The sequence below is a fragment of the Candidatus Schekmanbacteria bacterium RIFCSPLOWO2_02_FULL_38_14 genome (assembly GCA_001790855.1).
In the GTDB taxonomy this organism is placed as follows: domain Bacteria; phylum Schekmanbacteria; class GWA2-38-11; order GWA2-38-11; family GWA2-38-11; genus 2-02-FULL-38-14-A.
The window spans coordinates 175932-196457 of record MGDH01000011.1 but is presented as its reverse complement, the minus strand read 5'-3'; the positions used below and the strand labels follow the sequence as shown (position 1 = coordinate 196457).

General features: G+C 37.0%; 18 protein-coding genes and 1 tRNA gene. 15 read left to right on the top strand and 4 right to left on the bottom strand.

Annotated features, from left to right (window positions below; translation table 11 throughout):
* Positions 1–40 precede the first annotated feature (40 nt).
* From A3H37_03430 to A3H37_03380, 11 genes are all read left to right on the top strand, one after another.
* Positions 41–1327: a phosphopyruvate hydratase gene (locus A3H37_03430; protein OGL50874.1), complete on the top strand. Its 1287-nt coding sequence runs from the start codon at positions 41–43 to the stop codon at positions 1325–1327.
* A 55-nt stretch (positions 1328–1382) separates the two neighbouring features.
* A complete protein-coding gene (locus A3H37_03425; protein ID OGL50873.1) occupies positions 1383–3425 on the top strand; it encodes a hypothetical protein in 2043 nt (680 codons plus the stop codon).
* 22 nt (positions 3426–3447) lie between these two features.
* Complete coding sequence (locus A3H37_03420) at positions 3448–3696, top strand: hypothetical protein (protein ID OGL50872.1); 249 nt, start codon at positions 3448–3450, stop codon at positions 3694–3696.
* 42 nt (positions 3697–3738) lie between these two features.
* On the top strand, positions 3739–6558 hold the full coding sequence (locus A3H37_03415; GenBank protein OGL50871.1) for a phosphoenolpyruvate carboxylase: 2820 nt from the start codon (positions 3739–3741) through the stop codon (positions 6556–6558).
* A gap of 189 nt (positions 6559–6747) precedes the next feature.
* Positions 6748–7428, top strand: a complete 681-nt coding sequence (locus A3H37_03410; GenBank protein OGL50870.1) for a hypothetical protein — start codon at positions 6748–6750, stop codon at positions 7426–7428.
* 30 nt (positions 7429–7458) lie between these two features.
* A complete protein-coding gene (locus A3H37_03405) occupies positions 7459–7860 on the top strand; it encodes a methylmalonyl-CoA mutase (protein OGL50869.1) in 402 nt (133 codons plus the stop codon).
* On the top strand, positions 7857–8789 hold the full coding sequence (locus A3H37_03400; GenBank protein OGL50868.1) for a GTPase: 933 nt from the start codon (positions 7857–7859) through the stop codon (positions 8787–8789). The genes A3H37_03405 and A3H37_03400 overlap by 4 nt, the downstream gene beginning before the upstream one ends.
* A 20-nt stretch (positions 8790–8809) precedes the next feature.
* Positions 8810–9274, top strand: coding sequence for a hypothetical protein (locus tag A3H37_03395; GenBank protein ID OGL50867.1), 465 nt, complete (start codon positions 8810–8812; stop codon positions 9272–9274).
* Between the two features lie 256 nt (positions 9275–9530).
* Positions 9531–9716 carry a hypothetical protein gene (locus tag A3H37_03390; protein ID OGL50866.1) on the top strand — a complete coding sequence of 62 codons (186 nt, stop codon included), beginning with the start codon at positions 9531–9533 and terminating at the stop codon, positions 9714–9716.
* Positions 9685–10707: an AmmeMemoRadiSam system radical SAM enzyme gene (locus A3H37_03385; GenBank protein OGL50865.1), complete on the top strand. Its 1023-nt coding sequence runs from the start codon at positions 9685–9687 to the stop codon at positions 10705–10707. The genes A3H37_03390 and A3H37_03385 overlap by 32 nt, the downstream gene beginning before the upstream one ends.
* Positions 10708–11050: 343 nt before the next feature.
* The gene (locus tag A3H37_03380; protein ID OGL50864.1) at positions 11051–11686 is read left to right on the top strand and encodes a hypothetical protein; all 636 of its coding nucleotides are present in this window, start codon (positions 11051–11053) and stop codon (positions 11684–11686) included.
* Here the strand turns inward: A3H37_03380 and A3H37_03375 are convergent.
* From A3H37_03375 to A3H37_03360, 4 genes are all read right to left on the bottom strand, one after another.
* On the bottom strand, positions 11683–13422 hold the full coding sequence (locus A3H37_03375; protein ID OGL50863.1) for a thiol reductant ABC exporter subunit CydC: 1740 nt from the start codon (positions 13420–13422) through the stop codon (positions 11683–11685). The genes A3H37_03380 and A3H37_03375 overlap by 4 nt on opposite strands.
* A gap of 49 nt (positions 13423–13471) precedes the next feature.
* Positions 13472–15223 carry a hypothetical protein gene (locus tag A3H37_03370; GenBank protein ID OGL50862.1) on the bottom strand — a complete coding sequence of 584 codons (1752 nt, stop codon included), beginning with the start codon at positions 15221–15223 and terminating at the stop codon, positions 13472–13474.
* Positions 15224–15493: 270 nt separating this feature from the next.
* Positions 15494–15685 carry a hypothetical protein gene (locus A3H37_03365; GenBank protein OGL50861.1) on the bottom strand — a complete coding sequence of 64 codons (192 nt, stop codon included), beginning with the start codon at positions 15683–15685 and terminating at the stop codon, positions 15494–15496.
* Between the two features lie 215 nt (positions 15686–15900).
* Positions 15901–15973: transfer RNA gene (locus A3H37_03360), tRNA-Phe, on the bottom strand.
* A 171-nt stretch (positions 15974–16144) separates the two neighbouring features.
* Here A3H37_03360 and A3H37_03355 point away from each other — a divergent pair.
* The 4 genes from A3H37_03355 to A3H37_03340 are packed head-to-tail and all read left to right on the top strand — an operon-like array spanning position 16145 to position 20514.
* Positions 16145–17461 (top strand): hypothetical protein, encoded by a 1317-nt coding sequence (locus tag A3H37_03355; GenBank protein OGL50860.1) that lies wholly within the window; start codon positions 16145–16147, stop codon positions 17459–17461.
* A gap of 2 nt (positions 17462–17463) precedes the next feature.
* A complete protein-coding gene (locus A3H37_03350) occupies positions 17464–17991 on the top strand; it encodes a hypothetical protein (protein ID OGL50859.1) in 528 nt (175 codons plus the stop codon).
* Positions 17991–19115: a hypothetical protein gene (locus tag A3H37_03345; protein ID OGL50858.1), complete on the top strand. Its 1125-nt coding sequence runs from the start codon at positions 17991–17993 to the stop codon at positions 19113–19115. The genes A3H37_03350 and A3H37_03345 overlap by 1 nt, the downstream gene beginning before the upstream one ends.
* Positions 19116–19131: 16 nt before the next feature.
* Complete coding sequence (locus A3H37_03340) at positions 19132–20514, top strand: hypothetical protein (protein ID OGL50857.1); 1383 nt, start codon at positions 19132–19134, stop codon at positions 20512–20514.
* The last annotated feature ends 12 nt before the right edge of the window (positions 20515–20526 follow it).

Here is a 20526-nt window from a genome sequence, read left to right as displayed (position 1 = left end):
AAATATTTGTAATAATTAATTTCTTCTTAAGGAGGACCAGATGAGAGAAATAGTAGAAGTGAAGGGGAGAGAGATTCTTGATTCAAGGGGGAATCCTACTGTAGAAGTGGATGTAAAATTAGCCTGTGGAGTCATTGGAAGGGCTGCTGTGCCTTCGGGCGCGTCAACAGGTAAACACGAGGCTGTTGAGCTTAGAGACGGTGAGAAAAACAGATATAACGGAAAGGGAGTACTGAAGGCTGTCTGTAATGTTAACAGATTCATAGCAAAGTCCATCAAGGGGATGGATGTTCTCAACCAGGTAGAAATTGACAGAAAAATGATAGAGTTAGATGGCACAAAAAACAAGGAAAAACTTGGAGCAAATGCAATACTCGGAGTTTCTCTTGCTGTGGCCAAGGCTGCTGCAAATTATCTGGGAATTCCTCTTTACAGGTATTTAGGTGGGACAAACGCTAAGACTCTGCCAGTACCTATGATGAACATACTAAACGGTGGGGCTCATGCGGATAACAATGTTGACCTTCAGGAATTTATGATAATGCCTGTTGGGGCAAAATCATTTTCAGAAGGGCTTCGCATGGGAACTGAGGTCTTTCATAGCCTGAAAAAAGTACTCTCAAAAAAGAAATACAACACAGCAGTTGGGGATGAGGGAGGATTTGCTCCAAACCTGAAGTCAAATGAAGAAGCAGTTGAAGTTATACTTGAGGCGATTGACAGGGCAGGATACACAGCAGGCAGGGATGTCTGCCTTGCTCTTGATCCTGCGGCAAGTTCATTTTATGAGAATAAGAAATATGTTTTTAAAAAATCTGATGGCTCAAAAAAATCATCTGAAGATATGATTGAGTTTTACAAAAAGTGGATAAAGAAATACCCGATTATTTCGATTGAAGATGGTCTTGCAGAAGACGACTGGGAGGGATGGAAAATGCTGACTGACGAGCTTGGAGGAAAAATCCAGATTGTTGGAGATGATCTTTTTGTTACAAATACGGAGAGGTTAAAGAGAGGGATAAATCTTGGAGTGGCTAATTCCATACTGATTAAGGTTAACCAGATTGGGACTCTGACAGAGACTTTAGAAGCAATTGAAATGGCTAAAAAGGCAGGATATACTGTTGTGGTCTCTCACAGGTCAGGAGAGACAGAGGATACAACAATTGCTGATCTTGTTGTTGCTGCCAACACAGGACAGATTAAAACCGGGTCAGCAAGCAGGACTGACAGGATTGCAAAATATAATCAGCTTCTCAGAATTGAAGAAGAACTGGGCTCTGCGGCAAAGTTTTTAGGGAAAGCTGCAGTGAATTGCAAGAATTAGATTTAAGATAAAAACACTCAGAGTTTTGCCCTTAATGACAAAAAGAGGTTGCCATATGATTTCCTTTGGTAAGGATGTGGTAGGGAATTTAAAGATTGCATCAAGAAAGGAATGGCTTGTAACAAACGGAATCGGAGGGTATTCATCATCAACTATTATTGGATGCAATACCAGGCGCTACCACGGATTATTGGTTGCAGCAACAAGGCCTCCTCTCGGAAGGATGGTTCTTCTTTCGAAGCTTGAAGAAGTTGTTGGTATCAAGGGAATATCCTACCTTTTATCCACAAACCGTTACCCCAAGACAATTCACCCTCAGGGATATCTTTTTATGCAGGGGTTCAAACAGGATCCTTTCCCGAAATTTACTTATTCCATAGAAGATATAATTATTGAGAAAGAGATTTTTATGATAAATGGTGAAAATACAACTGTTGTTACATACCAAATATACAATTCCAGCAGAAAAATCAGCTTCATAATTTCCCCTCTGATAGCATGCAGGGATTTTCACTGGCTTATGAAAGAGAACAAGGGATTTAATACCGGCCTTGAAGTCAAAGATTATAATGTGAGTATTGAGCCTTACAATGATACTCCTGCAATTTATGTGCAGGGGAAGGATTTAAGTTTTACTCCGGGAGGATACTGGTACAAGAGTTTTGAGTATGAAGTTGAGAGAGCAAGGGGATTGGATTATATAGAGGATTTGTACAATATTGGTTATTTCATAACATCTGTTAAAGGGGATGCAGAGATTTCAATTGTTATAAGCGATAAGCAGGTGCCAAAAGATTTTGATGTGAAAAGGGCAAGAAAAGATGAATCTGCCAGGATTGAAAAAATCGTAAAAAACTCAGGTGCAATTGATGAAATTCAGACAACCCTTGTAAGAGCATCTGACTGCTTTGTTGTTGACAGGGCTATAAACGATAGCAGGAAAGTATTTCCAAAATATGGGAAAACAATACTTGCAGGCTATCACTGGCTAAGCGATTGGGGAAGAGATGTGATGATAGCCCTTAATGGTCTTTGCCTTGTTACAAACCGCTTTTCTGACGCAAAACTGATTCTTCTTACTTTTGCCAAGAACATAAAAGACGGGTTAATACCAAACAATTTTCCTGAATGGGGAGAAACCCCACATTACAACAGCATCGATGCATCTTTGTGGTTCATTGTGGCTTGCTATAATTATTTTAAGGCTACCGGAGATTCAGATTTTATAAATAAATATCTCTGGCAGACCATTGAAGAAATAATTTCATCCTATAAAAGAGGTCTTGATTTTGGAATATTGATGGATGATGACGGGCTGATATTCTCAAAAGAAAGCAGGTACAAGCTTACATGGTTTAATGCAAGAAATGAAGAGATTCCTTTGTTTCAAAGATTTAGCAAAACAGTTGAAGTGCAAGCCCTGTGGTACAACTCTTTAAGGATTGCCGCTGAAATTGCAGAATCCCTTGGGAAGCCAGCAGATGAGTATCAGGAAATATCTGAAAAAGTAAAGGAGTCATTCCTGAATAAATTCTGGTTTGAAGAAGAGGGCTATCTGTACGACTCAATAGGGAAGAACAAAACAGATAATTTTCTGAAACCGAACCAGATAATAGCAGTTGCACTGCCTTTTTCAATACTCCCGAGAGAAAAAGAAAACAGAATAGTTAATGCTGTTCATGCAAAACTCTTTTCACCGCTTGGAATAAAAGATTTTCCCAGAACTGTGACAAATAGCGGGATTATTCAGAAGCCTGACTTTTTACGGTTTGACAGTTCTCAGCAGCAGATTCATTACTGGACATGGCTGCTCGGGTTTTTCATTGATGCGTATCTGAAGGTTAAGGAGAATTCTCTTGAAGCTGTTAACCGGGTAAAAGTGATGATAGAACCTATTTCTGAGCATATCAAAGATACCGGAATCGGATTTATTTCTGAATATTTTGATGGCAGTGAGCCATATGCACCAAAGGGCTGTATGGCTCAGGCGTGGTCTGTAGCTGAAGTGCTCAGAATAAGAAAGAAAATATCTGAAATTGAAAAAATTGCGGAGCAAAAAGATGCCGGTTTACGAGTACCAGTGCAGGAAATGCAGTAGAACAACAACATTTATTGAAAAGGTGGATGAGTTTAAATTTTTCAGCCGTAAATGCAGCAGTTGCGGCAGCAGGAGGATGAAAAGGGTCCTTTCAAATTTTTCAACAAAAAAGAATGAATCAACTGCTGATATGGTAAACGAATTAAAGAGATACGGAAAAGTAAATTTTGTTCCAAAATCTTCAGGTTCTTCAAGTCTTCAGGGTCCTCCTCCGGGTGGGTGCCCATATGCGTCAGATTCACAGAAGAATACAGGTAAAAAAGAAGATTAAAGATTTCAAATTAAATTCTTTTCTTGTTTCGTTTTTCTTCAAATGAAAAAAAACAGCAGATTTCAAAAAGACGAGCCTCTGAGAAAAGATGTGTATTTTCTCGGCAATGCGCTCGGCAACATCCTGAAGGAACAGGAAGGAATTGAAGTTTTCAATTCAGTAGAATCAGTAAGAATCCTCTGTAAAGAACTGCGCTCGGAATTTTCTGCAAATCTTGAAAAAGCACTTATAAAAAAAATTGAAAAAATGGATAATGAGACCAGCAATAAAATAATAAAGGCATTCTCAATATATTTCCAGCTTGTAAACATTGCAGAGCAAAACCACAGAATCAGAAGAAGAAGAGCGTACCTTGTTATGGATGAACCGAAACCGCAGCCCGGTTCAGTGGCAGAGGTTGCCGCTATACTGAGAAGAGAAGGCTTAACATTAAAAAAGATAGAAAGTCTTTTTAAAAAACTAGCAACGGAACTCATAATTACTGCCCACCCTACTGAGGCGATGAGGAGGACAATTTTAAATAAGCATAAGAGAATGTCCATTCTCCTCTGTTCGCTGGAAAAAGAATATTTGCCTCAAATTGAAAAAGACAGGATTATTGATGATATATACGGGGAAATAACAGCCTTATGGCAAACCGATGAGATAAGGCATGAAAAACCAACAGTGTTTGATGAAATAAGAAACGGGCTTTTTTACTTTGATGATATTTTCTTTGATACACTGCCAAGACTCTATGATGAAATAAACTATGAATTCAAAAATAATTTTGGCGGGCATGACTTCAAAATTCCAACGTTCCTTCGCTTTGGTTCATGGATTGGTGGTGACCGGGACGGAAATCCGCTTGTTGATGATAATGTTATGGAATCCGCACTGAGAATGCAGAAAGAGATGATACTTGAAAAATACAGGGTATCAGTTGAATTGCTGATTAAATCTCTGGGCATTTCAACAAGGATTACAGGCGTAAGCAGAAAACTGCTAAAGTCATTAAAGGCTGATGAAAAAGAAATGCCGGATTTTGTAAAAATGGTTATCAGGAGAAACCGTGGTGAACTTTACAGAAGGAAGCTCGCTTTTATTCTTCAGAAAATAAGAAACACTATTGAATATAACAGGAATAGAACTCCAGACAAAAACAGAAAAAGAATTGAATGTTATTACAGAGACGAAAATGAGCTTTTAAATGACCTTAATCTAATAAAAGAAAGTATAATTTCACATTGCGGCGAGAGGATTGCTTTTGGCGAGTTGACAAAACTTATAAGACAGGTTGAGCTGTTTGGCATTCATCTTGCCAAACTTGATATCAGAGAGCATTCAAAACAGCATACTTTAGCAATTGCTGAGATAGGAAAGAATTTAAACTGGTTTGAGAGTGATTATATAACAGTTGACGAAGATGAAAAAATCAGTGTGTTGACAGATAAGATAAAAAGGCTCTCATTTGATAATAGTCCATTTAACTCAATCAGTCTTTCCCACCAGACAAGAAAAATAATTAACACATTTAAAAACATTAAAAGAATGCTCGATGAGATATCTTCTAAGGCAATAGACACATATATTATCAGCAATACTTGTTCTGCAAGCAATGTGCTTGAGGTATTGTACCTGACAAAAGCAAGTGGGCTATACACAAGGAATGGAAACGGAAAAGTTATAAGCAAACTCAATATTGTACCCTTGTTTGAATCAATCCGTGATTTGAAAAAATCTCCTGAGATTATGTCTGTTCTTTTTGAAAACCAGTGTTACAGAAAACATTTAAAAGCAAGGGGGATGATACAGGAGATAATGCTGGGATACTCAGACAGCAACAAGGACGGAGGTTATCTGGCTTCTAACTGGGAGCTTTACAAGGCTCAGATTGAGCTTTCAAGGATTGCCCGGAAAAATGGCATTTCTCTGAAACTTTTTCACGGAAGAGGCGGAACTGTCGGAAGAGGCGGTGGACCAACAAACCAGGCGATTCTGGCTCAGCCCAAAGGTACTGTTAACGGGAAAATAAAGATAACAGAGCAGGGTGAAGTTGTATCATCTAAATACTCGCTTCCGGAAATAGCAATGAGAAACTTAGAGGCTGTGACTTCTGCAGTTATTCTGTCAACAGTGGGCAGGGAAGAATCTGAAGAGATTCTAAAAAGACAAAAAGAATGGGCTGAGATTATGGAGGAATTATCAGAAACATCATATAAAATCTACAGAGAGTTCATAAATAAAAAGGATTTTATTGAATACTTTTATACTGCAACACCTATAAAAGAGATTGGGGAACTGAACATAGGTTCAAGGCCTGCAAAGAGGAAACCCGGAAAAAGGATTGGAGATTTAAGAGCCATACCGTGGGTTTTTGCGTGGATGCAAAACAGGCATGTTTTGCCTGGATGGTTTGGAGTTGGTACAGCATTTTACAGATACTATATTAAAAATCAAAGAGAAAATATTAAAACCTTAAAGGAGATGTATTCAAGATGGCAATTTTTTAAAGCAATAATAGACAATATAGAGATGACTCTTGGAAAAGCTGATATGAGGATTGCGATAAGGTATGCAGGGCTTTTAAAAGACAAGAAGATGAGAGAACCTATATTCCATATAATTGAAAATGAATATGAGTTGACAAAAGAGATGGTTCTAAAAATTACAGGCCAAAAGAATTTTTTAGATAAATCTCTGCTCCTGCAGCGTTCTATAAAGTTAAGAAATCCTTATGTTGACCCTTTAAGTTATATTCAGGTAAACCTTTTAACAAAGTTAAGGAAAGAGAATATCAGTGTAAAAGATAAAAGAGAAATTACTGCTATGATACTGTTAACTATCAACGGTATAGCTGCAGGGATGAGGAATACAGGATAAAGTAAACCTTTAAGTATTGCTTGTTTTAGCCGTTAATTTATTAATAATCAATGGGTTAAAGAGTTAATGAGTTTAAGGGTTTTAAGTCATTGGTGGGGTTCAGGGTTAGAAATATTTAAACTAACCTATTAAATATCCTAAGTCCTTATATAGTTCTGGTGCTATTTTTATTGACATGGGGGGTAAAAAATGCTATTTAAAAGCATGCTTTACAGATCTAAAGGTCTTTTAGTCCTTATCTTTTCAGCAGGTTTATTCCTTCTTCTTAATTTAGAGACAAGTGCAGAAATATACAAGTATGTTGATGAGGAAGGAGTTATTCATTATACGGACCGGCCAAAAAATTCCAATTACAAACTTCTCCAGATATTTAATAAATTCTCATATAATAAAAGACCGCAGATAGCTAAGAAAAGCATAGGGAATTTAAAACCAATAATAGATGAAGTTGCTCAAAGGTATGGACAGGACCCAAAACTGATTCAGAGTATTATAAGCAGGGAATCAAACTTTAACGCTGCAGCGGTTTCTCCCAAAGGGGCAATGGGTTTAATGCAGCTTATGCCTCAGACAGCGAAGAGATTTAATGTCAAGGACCCGTTCCATCCAAGAGACAACATAGAGGGTGGTGTTGCTTATCTGGATTACCTGATGAGGATGTTTGACAATGACCTTGAACTTGCTCTTGCTGCTTATAATGCAGGTGAAAGCAATGTAATGAATTATTCCGGTATTCCGCCTTTTAAAGAAACAAGAAACTATGTAAAGAATGTACTGGGTTCATACAAAGGCCAGCAAGTCGAGAAGATAAATAAAATTTACAAGATTATAAAAGAAGATGGTACAATTCTGTTAACAACAAGCCCGTAATTTTTATAAAGTGGTATATCTGAAAGAATTATAGATTTGGAAAAGAAGATAAAAATTTTAATAGCCAAACCAGGTTTGGACGGACACGACCGCGGGGCAAAAATTGTTGCCAGAACTCTCAGGGATGCAGGAATGGAAGTAGTGTATACAGGGCTTCACCAGACACCGGAGCAGATAGTTGCTGCTGCGTTGCAGGAAGATGTTGATGCAATCGGAGTAAGTATCCTCTCAGGCTCCCATAATTACCAGTTCAAAAGAATAATGGATTTGTTAAGAGAAAAAAAGATTGATGATATTGTGGTTTTCGGAGGAGGAATAATTCCTGATGAAGATATTCCAGGTCTTAAAAATATTGGAGTAAAAGGAGTATTTACACCGGGAACATCTACTGAAGAAATAGTTAAATTTGTGAGAGAGAGCATCAGGAAATGAGTCTTGTTCATGAGGCTTTGAACGGAAGTACAAGAGCGGTTGCCAAAATAATAACAAAGATTGAAAATAATTCTCCTGAAGCAGTCGCATTTATGAAAGAATTATATCCCCACACTGGAAAGGCATATATAATTGGGATAACAGGTTCACCCGGTGTAGGGAAATCAACTCTTGCAGATAAGATAATAGAGTTTTTAAGAAAAGAAGGAAAAAAAGTTGGAGTCATAGCTATTGACCCGTCAAGCCCGTTTTCAGGGGGTGCAATTCTCGCAGACAGGATAAGGATGCAGAACCATTTCCTTGATGAAGGCGTTTTTATCAGAAGTATGGCTACAAGAGGAAGTATGGGCGGGCTTTCTAAGGCAACAAATAATGCAGTAAATGTTCTGGATAGCTGCGGATTTGATTACATAATTGTTGAAACAATAGGAGTTGGACAGGATGAAATTGATATCGTTAAAATATCAAAAACAACTCTTGTCGCCTTTGCTCCGGGGTTTGGAGATGATATGCAGGCAATGAAAGCAGGAATAATGGAGATAGGCGACATATTTGTAATCAATAAGGCAGACAGGGATGATGCAGACAAGACAGAAAGAGATATAAGCATAATGCTTGAGTTAAACCCCAATAAGAATGGATGGAAACCACAGGTTGTAAAAACAGTGGCAACAACTGGTGCAGGCATAAAAGAACTGGTGGGAATAATTCATTGTCATAAAGATTTTTTGAACAGTAATTCCAGTCTGTTTTATGATAAGGAAATTTATAAAAGCGAGATGGAGATAACAGAAATACTGAAAGAAAGGTTGCTTGAAAAAGCCTTTGAGAAGGCTTCAAGGAAAGGCGGTATAAGAGGTTATGCAAAAAGAGTTGCTGCAAGGGAGATGGATGCCTATAGTGCAGTGGAGAAGATTTTAAGCCTATAATATAAAGGGTGAAGGAGATAATGATATCTAACAGTCTTGGTACCAAGATAACCAAAGAAATTCAGGCAAAGATAAACCCGAAAGATAATCTTGCTTTTCTTGCAACAGTTGACTCAAGCGGGATTCCAAATCTTACTACCATACCTTTCTATATGATCAAAGACGAAGAAAGCCTGCTTTTCGCAATTCATAAAGATAATTCAGCATATAGGAATCTTATAAAAAGCAAAAAGGTCATTTTTTCAATATATGATGAAAATGACACCTGCCTGCATATTTTCGGAAGAGCCGGTGTGGTCAGCGCTCCGTCAGATACCCATCCAATGATGAACATCGTGAGGATTGATGTTATAAATATAAAGGGCGATACTTCAGCTTATCTCTCAATTGTAAGCGGAGTCCGTGTAAAGTACAAGGACGACAAGGCTAAAAGATTTAAAACAGCGATGCTATCTGAACTAAAAAAAGTTGCAAACCAGCTCTGAAAAACTTATCTTTAAGAAAACCTAAAAAATCTGCCTCAAATTATAATATACAAAATATCCTTGAAATAAGATATTGGAATAGTATCATAATTTAGTAAATTTCAAAATCCAGATAATTATCATGATGGGTTTATTATCCACGAACGATGAAAATAGATTTATGGTTTTATTCTTTTGCATAAACACCATTCTGTCATTCCCGCATAAGCGGGAATCCAGCAAAATGTTTTGAATTTGGGCTGACTGGAGAAAAGTTTTGGATACTGACACTGATGAATCTATCTGCCCAAAGAATGAGGATAAGTCTGTTGGTGTTAAGTGTCCTGACTGTGATTTTTGCCTGAAATGTCCTTCCAGCAGATGCAGTATGTGCAGACCTCAGAATAATAAAAAGAAAAAGGCAGAGGCAGATGAAGAGCCTGAAAAAAGCAGTTCTTTATGAAAAACTCCAAGAAGACAAAGTAAAATGCAACCTGTGTGCCCACAGGTGCATTATATTTCCATCAAAAAGAGGAATTTGCGGTGTCAGGGAGAATATTGAAGGAGTGCTTTACAGTCTTGTTTACGGGAAAACCACTGCCCTGAATGTTGACCCTATTGAGAAAAAACCTCTCTATCATTTTTATCCTGGTTCCAAGGCTTTGTCTCTGGCAACCATTGGATGTAATTTTAAGTGTACTTTTTGCCAAAACCACGAAATTTCACAGGCATCTAAAAAAGACTGGAATGGAACGGGTGGAAGGGAGATTCTACCATCGCAGATAGTTGAGATTGCTCTTAGATCCAAGTGTCGGAGTATTTCCTATACCTATACTGAGCCGACAATATATTTTGAATATGCCTATGACATTGCGCAGTTAGCTTGCAGAGAGGGACTAAAAAATAATTTTGTTACCAACGGTTTTATGACAGAAGAGGCATTGAATACCATAAGCCCGTATCTTCACGCTGCAAATGTTGATTTGAAATGTTTTAAAGATGAGACTTACAGGAAGGTTATGGGAGGAAGGCTTCAGCCGGTTCTTGATACCTTAAGACTTATGAAGAAACTTAATATCTGGGTTGAGGTGACAACTCTCATCATACCAGCCTTTAATGATTCTGATGATGAGTTGAATGAGATAGCAGAGTTTATTGCAGGGCTTGGGAAAGAAACTCCCTGGCATGTAAGCCGTTTTCACCCTGATTATAATCTTACAAATATTCTTCCAACCCCTGTAGAAACCCTGAAGAAGGCAAGGGAGATTGGGAAAAAGGCAGGTTTGCGTTATGTTTATACCGGAAATATCTTATGGAATGATGGAGAGGCAACTTACTGTTATAAGTGCGGAGAAGTGCTGATTGCAAGGACAGGGTTTTCTATCGATAAAAATTTTATTAATAAATCGTGCTGTCCGAGTTGCAAAGCAGTTGTTGATGGTGTAGGTATGTAAAAAAAAGTTCAAATAATAAAACTCAAAATTTAAAATAAAAATTTTGGTATTTGGATTTTAATATTTGGGATTTATAAACATATGGGATGGATTAAAGTATTAGGTCTTGGAATAGTAAGTTTTGTCTGTTTGATATATATAATTTTTTACATTACTCTTTTAACAGCGCTTGCCATATCAGTTGCTTTTGTAGCAGGGACTGTTATCATTTCTTGGAAAATTCCGCGATGGATTGGGGTTAGAAGTGAAAATAATTTTTTACTGTTTTTTATTGCAAGCAACATAATAATTTACTTATCTATTATACTACTTCTTCTTAAACTTGTCAGTATGGTATAGGCAGATGATTTTTTTTATTATACGCAAACTAAATCCTGTGGTTACTGAAGAAATCAGATATGGAAAAAGATATGAAAATTTATTGATAACATGTTTAAAGCCTCGCTTCTTTTTTTTTATAGCATTATTTTTCTTTTCAGGATGCTGCCTTTTCCCAAAGACACCAAAGGAATACAGGGTCATAAATACAGATTCCTTCAATGGAGAATACGAAGAAATAGTTGGAGCTGTTTCAGATGTAGTAAAAGAAAAGGGGTTCAAGATTGGACAGCTTGGCAAGTATAATGATGATGCCAGCGTTTTAATGACCTACACATCAAACATCAATCCGGATTATTATTATGGATTTTTCCCTCATAGTGATACTGATGGGTATTGCGACTGCGGAGCTCCACCATTTGACTGGGTTTACTCAGGGAAAATGGTTTATTTAAATGTCTTTTTTATACCTTCTGATAAAAAAGACTTATGGAATGTAAGAGTAAATACCAAATTTACCACCACAAAAACCTATGACAGAATAATTCCGGTTATACAGCCTCTTTTTGAACTCAAAAAATCCACCGTTGCCTGTAAATCAACAGGCAAGCTTGAAGATGAAATTTTAAGTTCTCTAAGAAAAAGACTTTCCGGCAACTAACAGGAAGCAGTAGCAGTTTTCCCTGCATTGTTTCCAACGCCAACCTCTACCAGCTTTCCGTCTACAAGGCGGTACGCCTTATCCACGTTTGCAAGGAGCGAGAGCCTGTGAGTCACGATTATAACAGTTTTGTCCTTGCTGACATTATTTAATGTCTCCTGAATTGCATTTTCATTGAAAGAGTCGAGATTAGAAGTTGGTTCATCAAAGAGAAGTATTGGTGGATTCTTTAAAAGAACCCTGCTTATTACAATTCGCTGGCGCTCTCCTCCTGAGAGTTTATCTCCAAGTTCTCCTATTGAAGTTTCATATTTGCTTGGAAGGGTCATGATAAAATCATGGATGCTTGCTCTTTTTGCGCTTTCTATGATTTCATCCATTGAAGCGTCTGGCTTGCCGAGAGCGATATTTTCCTTAATTGTTGTATCAAAAAGATGTGAATCCTGTGCAACAAGCGCCATCATGCCATAAATAGACTCCTGGCAGATATCCTTTATATTCTTTTCACCAATCAAAATTTCTCCATCCTTAAAATCCCAGAATCTCATCATCAAACGGAGAATTGTACTCTTGCCGCTGCCGCTTTCTCCAATCAAAGCTATGGATTTTCCCTGCGGTATTGAGAGGTTGAAGTTATCAAGAACAAGAGGTCCACCATTTTCATTATATTTGAATGAAAGATTTTTAAAACTGATGTCAAAACGTTTTGGCAATTCTCTGGTACAGGTTGGTGAATCAATAACAGCAGGCTTTTCATCAATCATCTTAAAAAGTCTTTCTGCTGCAGCGAAAGACTCAGTCAGGTAATGTGAAAGAACAGCAACAGAAAACAGAGGTACAAAGGCGCTCACTGATGCTGCAGTTACAGTAATTACCCCCTGTAAATCAAGGTTATTTCCCAAATACCCTTTGACAGCGACAACTATAATAGTAATGTTTGCAAGAAGAATCATTCCATTGACAAACCCAAGCAACCATCCCTGTCTTGATGAATGGGAACTCTTTAGGCTATTTAAAAAAGTTCCTCTTTTATTAATTTCCTCTCTGCGTTTTTTCCCCTGATTAAAAAGCAGAATGGTTTCAAGACCCTGCAGGGAATCTGTGAGATATGCATTGGTTTCTCCAAGAGTGGCACGGAGTGTCTGCCCGGTTGTCCTGACATAACGCTCCCATGATAGAGGAACTACGACGCCTAATATGAACTGGAAAGGGAAGATAACAACAGGCAGAACCCACCACCACATTCCAAGAAAAATTAAAACTGCAATTGAGACACTTGCTGCAATTGCAATAGGAGAGATAGTATGGGCAAAAAACACTTCTATTATTTCAATGTCTCCGCCAATTCTTGAAATGACATCTCCGCTTCGTTTATCAAGCAGTTTTGCCGGAACAAGAGGTTCTATCTGCTTGTAGAATTGTGTTCTTAAGTGGGCAAGCAATCGGAACGCAACCTCGTGGTTTCCAAGCTGTTCCACATAGGCGCTGACTCCTTTGGTTACTCCAAAAATAAAAAGAAGAACAATGGAAAATGTGCTTGGAGGCGTTGCGTCAGGTATTATGAAAGAAGACACAAGCCATGCACCCCATGTCAGCAAAGCAATGTTTGAAAGATGGTTTAGAATTCCAAAGAAAATAGCAAAGAGCATTATTCCGCGGACACGTTTAACCATCTTGAACAATCGTATAACAATATGAAAACGGGACATTGAAACATCTTTGTTTTTTGAATCCATAAATTAACCCTAAAAGTTATTAGTTATAAGTTGTCAGCCATTAGTTTATCTAATGTATGTTTGCTGGTTCATACTTGTTCTGAGTTCTTATAAGATTTGCATAGACTCCTTGTTTATCCAGAAGATCCTTGTGAGTTCCGGTTTCAGCCACTTTACCTTCTTTAAGGGTGATTATTTTATCAGCGTCACGGACTGTTCTTAATCTGTGAGATATAACCAGCGTGGTTTTTATTTTTGCGATTTCGTGAAGCGTTGCCTGAATTTTATCTTCATTTTCAGCATCAACATTTGATGTTGGCTCATCAAGGATAAGTATGGGAGCGTTTTTTAGCAATGCTCTGGCAATAGAAATGCGCTGAATCTGTCCGCTTGAAAGGTTCTTTGCCTGTTCAACAAGAGAGGCATCAAGTTTTTGCGGCAGTGAATTTACAAAATCGAGTATACCTGCTTTCCTGCAGGTTTCATAGAGCTCATCATCAGTTGCATCAGGTTTTGCAATGAGAAGGTTTTCACGAATTGACCCGTGAAAAAGATAAGTTCTCTGTGATACCATTGAAATCTTTTTGCGGATTTCTATTGGATCTATTGTGTACAGCGGTTTTCCTCCAATAGTGATTTTTCCGCCGCCTGGCTCATAAAATCTTGCAATCAAATTGGCGACAGTGCTTTTACCACTACCGCTTTCTCCAACAAGGGCTGTAATCTGTCCTGTCTTTAACTCAAAATTAACGCCTTTTAAAACAGGATTTCTATCTTCCCTGTATGAAAAAACCACATCCTTGAAAACTATATCAAGGTTTCCGTCAAGTTTTTCTTTAGCGTTTGAACGGCTGATTGCGTGCTTGCTTGGCTCTTTATTCAGAAGCTCAAAAATAGATTTTGTTGCCGCAATTCCCTGCATTGCAATATGCGTGTACGAACCTAAAAGTCGCAAGGGACGAAAGAATTCATACGCAACCAAAACAACTATTGTTGCAGCGCCGGCGGTAATTGCCCCGGACTGCGCATAACGGACAGCGAGCATTATGCCAACTGCCGTACCGGACATTGCAATAATGTCCATTACAAGGTTTGATGCAAGGTTGGTCTGAAGGAGTTTCATTGTCCTGATGCGGAAATTCTCACTCCTTTTTCCAATCTCTTCTGTACGTTTATCAACCAAACCAAAGGTTTTTAATGTTGTAATACCCTGCAAAGAGTCAAGATAATAAGCGTGGAGATTTTCGTAGGAAAACCAGTGGGCTTTAGATACTCTTTTTATCCAGGCTCTGACCATCATAATGCTTATTGGAATAAAAACGACAAGAGCAAGAAGCGTTAGAGAAATAGATTTATTTATTCCGCGCAGATATAAGTAAAGGCCGAGAGGAACAAGGAGACTTAGAAAAGCCTGAGGAATTACAAGCCCGAAGATACTTTCCAGTTGCTCAACACCCTCAACAGTAGTGGTAGCAATGCTGCCAGTTTTTTTAACATCCCTGTATTCAAGTTCAAGGTCAAGTATTTTTGCGTAGATTTTATCTCTGGCTGCAAGTTTTACCTTTGAGGAAATTTTATAGACTGCTTTGTTTGCAATCCATGAAAAAATTATCCTGCTGACAAGGGCTAGGAACATTATTGCTACTGTAATAGTAAAAATATCTGTCGTAAGAACTTTTGCAATGAGAGAATCTATTAAAAAACCAACACGGTCAATGAATACTACTGTGGCAGCAGCAATAAAGAGGTTTGCTGTTATTGCCCAAACTATCCATTCCTTTGAAGCTTTTCCCAATGTGAATACGCTGTCTCTCTGACTCATAACTTTTTACCTCATTTTAGGAATTTAATATCAGAATAGATGTTCATATTATAGTAAGAACTAATTTTTTTAAAAGTATGAACAAAATATGAAGATATTGTAAATTTTTTAACTATCATTTGAATTTTAAAGATTATTAAATATATGAATATATGAATACATATTCATATATTCTATCAGAAAAAATATGTCAAGGATTTTGAGAAAATAAAAAAGATTCCTCTTTTCTAATTGTTGATTGCCCGGAACCTGATTATAGGAGATTTGAAACTATTTTTTTTTGAGGATTTCCAACAGCATCAATGCTATTGCAAAGAATGCAGCAGTATTGGAAAAGTAAAGATATGTCTTGGGAGTGAACCATTGGATATCCACAAAGGGATGAATCAGAAATCCTTTAAGCATGCCTATTGCCAGACTTATGAACCCTATGATAAGGAGAAATTTGCTCCATTTGACCATAAAAGACTCCTTTTAAATTGAATATTAACATGTTAGTTTATTTTCTGTCAATAAGTCTATGAGAGATTTCTGTGAAAAATTTTGAAAAAATGTTAACCAGATATAGTGAGTTGAGTGGTAGGGTAATGATATAAACGACATATTGCTTACCCCCCCTGCTATTCACTATAGTTTTGGGTAAGGATTGGTCAAGGAAGAGAAACTGAAAATTAAAATGCCGGGAGACGGAATCGAACCGCCCACACGAGGATTTTCAGTCCTCTGCTCTACCGACTGAGCTATCCCGGCAACCATAAAAAGCATTTGTTATCTAAATTAGCTTCTTCGAAAAGTCAATTAAAATATTGCTTGAGATAATTAAAAAAATTTTATAGATGTTGAATAACTTGCTGAAAAATATTATGCAAAACGTGTCATTATCTCTTGATTGAAAATGCATAGCGGGGAAATATAAAAAATATGAAAAAAATCGTAATTCTTGGTGCTGGTCTTGCAGGGTTAAGCGCAGCATTTCATATTGAGAGAGAAAAAAATAAATTAAAGAACGTAGACTACGAGATTTTTGAAAAAGAAATGAAAGCAGGAGGGCTTTGCAGGACAGAAGTAATAAATGGATTTTCTTTTGACAATTCAGGGCATTTGCTTCATCTGAAAAATGAATATACCAGAACGCTAATAGAGAGACTTTTGGGAGATAATCTTAATCTTTGCAAAAGAGATGCATGGATTTATTTAAGAAACAGATATATCAGATACCCTTTTCAGGCCAATCTTGATTCCCTTCCTGAAAAGGTAGGAAATGAGTGTTTATATGAATTCTACAAAGCCAATGCCGACAATCAGCACAAAAGAAACGATGAGTTCGCTAATTTTGAAGACTGGATTTTGGGGAGGTTTGGAAAGGGAATAGCCCGACACTTCATGGTGCCTTTTAACAGAAAGCTCTGGGGTAGGGATTTGAAAGAGATTTCCTGCAAATGGGTTGATAAATATATCCCTGTTCCAAGGGCTGAAGATATTGTGAATGAGACAGGAGAGAACAAAAAAAAAGATTATGGATATAATGTGACCTTCCTATATCCTAAAACAGGAGGGATTCAGACACTTCCTGATGCCTTTGAAAAAAAAGTTAAAAAAATAAGGTTAGGTATGGAGGTAAATGAAATTGATCTAAAAAATAAAGTTCTAAGATTTAGTAACAAAGAAGAGATTAAATATGATGTTTTAATTTCTACAATTCCTCTAAAGGAATTAATAAGAATAACTATTAATCCTCCAAAAAGAATTAATAATTATGCTGAATCTTTGGAGCATAACTCGGTATTGATAATTAACCTTGGAATTAAAAGAAATGATTCTTTAAAACACTGGGTGTATGTGCCTGAAGAGATATATCCGTTTTACAGGTTTGGATATTTTTCTAATTTTTCACAACACATGGCTCCGAAGGGTGAAAGTTCACTTTACTGCGAAGTTTCCTATAGAAGAGAAAGGAAAATAGATGAGGAAAAGGTACGTAATGACGTAATTAATGGTTTGATTGATATTAGAGTAATAAAAGATGAATCCGAGATAATAGAAAAAAAAGTTTTAAATATTGAATATGCTTATGTAATTTATAATAGCGAGCATGAAAAGTTAACAAAAGAGATTCATGAATTTTTAAAGCAGAACAGTATATTTTCAATTGGCAGATACGGAAGCTGGGAATATTCGTCTATGGAAGATGCAATTATACAAGGCAGAGATGCAGTTAATCAAATAGCCGGAGAGTGATTTTGAAAGATAATATTGTAATTTCAGAAAACTCAGATAGTTCACTTGTGCTTAGAAACATAGAGCAGAAAGACCAGAATATGCTCCGTCAATGGAAAAATAAAAACAGAGACTATTTCTTTTTTAAAGATGAAATAAATGCTGAGATGCAGCAAATATGGTTTGAAAAATATTTAAATGATTCCAATAACTTTCTGTTTGCAGTAGAATACAATATGACACTTATTGGATGTATGGGTTTTAAGGTAACACCTGAAGGCGCTGATGTTTATAATATAATACTTGGGAATGATAGTTTTGCAAAGAGCGGAATTATGTCTAAAGCTATGAAGATTATGTGCAGTTATATTCTTGAGATAGGAATTGACAAAGTTTTTCTTAAGGTCTTACAGAGCAACAAGATTGCCTATGAGTGGTATCTTAAAAATAGTTTCAGCAAAAAATATTCCAGTGAAGATTACCATTTTTTGGAACTTGACATGAAAAATTTTGACCGTTGTAAAATAGATATTGTTTGCAAAAATGCATAATGGAGGAAAAAATGATTTCTTTGTTTGGCTCAAAGGTTGGTATTGAGGAACTTGAGGAGATAAGGACAAGTATAGAAAACCAATGGCTTGGTATTGGGAAAAAAACCTCTCTCTTTGAAGAGCGGATTGCCAAAAGATTGGGTCTTATGGATTTTGTAATGCTTAACAGTGGGTCAAACAGCCTTCTTCTTGCTGTGAAACTGCTCAATTTAGAACCGGGTTCTGAAGTAATTATTCCTTCCTTTACATGGATTGCCTGCGGACATTCAGTAGTATTAAACGGATGCAAGCCTGTTTTCTGTGATGTGGATTTAAGAACACATAATATAACTCCTGAACTGGCCAGACCCCATATAACAAGCAAAACAAAGGCTATAATGATAGTCCATTACGCAGGAAAACCTGTGGATGTTGATTCATTTAAAGTTTTCGGAGTTCCTATTATTGAAGATGCAGCACATGCAATTGATTCAAAAATAAATGACCGCTACTGTGGAAGCATTGGAGATATTGGAATATACAGCTTTGACGCTGTCAAAAATTTAAGCATTGGCGAGGCAGGAGGAATTACATCAACTCATCCTGAATTTATAAAAAAGTCAAAATTACTCAGGTATTGTGGTATAGGAAAATCAGGTTTTGAAAGTTCTGCTACAAAGAACAGGTGGTGGGAATATGATGTTGTTGATTTTTTTCCAAAGGTTATTCCTGATGATATAAGCGCATCAATAGGGTTAGCACAGCTTGGAAAATTGGACAAACATCAGGCTTACAGAAAAAAAATATGGGAAATTTATCGGAAAGAATTCAGCAGTCTTGGATGGCTGAACATTCCTGTTGACCCAGAAAGAAATGAGCAGCACTCATATTTCACTTACTGCATCAGATTGAATAATGACAAACGTGATATGCTTGCAAAATATTTATTTGATAACGGGATTTACACAAGCCTTCGTTTCCATCCTCTTCATCTCAATAAAATTTACAAATCAAATGTCAGACTGCCAAACTGTGAGCTTCTGAGTGAGAACGCTTTGAACATCCCGATACATCCGGGTTTGAAGGAAGCAGATGTTGAGAAGATTGTTGACAGGATAAAAGAATTTGGAAGGCTGCACTGTTAAAACAGGAGTAAGTTAGTTGCCGAAAAAAATAGCTGTTCTTGGTGGCGGGTGTACAGGACTTGCTGCAGGCTTGAGACTTGCAAGGAAAGGTTATGAAGTTCAGGTTATTGAAAAGCTGACACGTGTTGGAGGTCTTGCAGGAGGAGTAGCAATTAACGGGAATATCTATGAATATGGACCGCATGTTTTCCATACAACTGATACTGAGATTTTAAATGATATAAAATCAATAATGGGAGATGATTTAATCAGTTTTCAAAGAACAATTACAATACGTTTTTTGAATAATTATTTTAAATTTCCACTCTCTACCGCAGAAGTCTTCCTCAAACTTCCAGTAAAAACTGTCATCAGGGCTTTGATAAGCCTTTCATGGAATTTAATAAAAGGTCCATTCTGGAAACCAAAAGTTGAGAACTCAGAAACTGTATTGATGAGGGAATATGGTAAAGTAATTTATGAAATATTTTTTAAAAGTTACATTGAACGGGTATGGGGTGTTTCTCCTTCTGAGTTTTCACCAAACTTTGCCCGGCAAAGGATTCCAAGGTTAAATATGCTGGAGATAGTTGATAAGATTTTTGCTCCAATTAAATCCCATTTAAAGAAAAATATAAAAACAGATAACTATGTTGAAAAAGTTGAAGGGGATTTATACACAACCAAGAAGGGATTTTCACTAATTGTAGAAAGAATTGCAGAGGAGATTCAGAAGTTAGGCGGGGCTGTCTATCTTGATAGTGAAGTTATTAGGATTAACAGGGATGGAAACAGAGTAAGGTCTGTTGAGGTCAAGGATAAAAATAGTGCCAAAAGAGAGATTCCTGTTGACGGAGTTATATCAACAATTCCTGTAAATGAAACAGTTATGCGCACTTATCCATGTTTTGAAAACGGAATTATTGAGGCTGCTAAAGGACTTAGATTCAGGGCGCTTGTTTTTGTTGGTTTAGTAGTAAAAAGGCCTAAGGTTTTGCTTTCATCATTTATGTATTTCAGGAATCATTCTTTTAACCGCATAACTGACCAGGCGCAGTTTGCTATTGATATAAAGCCCAAAGGTTCTACAATTCTTGTAGCAGAAATAAGCTGCGGAACAGAGGATAGATACTGGCAAGATGAGACATATGCAATTGAAGCAGTGATAAGTGATTTAGAAAAAGAAAGTATTCTGAAAAGAGATGAAATCCTGGAATCTTACGTATTCAGGGCAGAACATGCATATCCGCTATATAGCCTGAACTATGAATTAATTTTAGATACTCTCCTCTCCACAACATCATCCCTTATGAATTTTGAAACTGCAGGAAGGCAGGGAAAATTTCAGTATATCAATACCCATATTGCTATGAAAATGGGGTATGAAGCAGCAGATAAAATAATTAAAAAGCTTCAATAATGAATTTTAGAA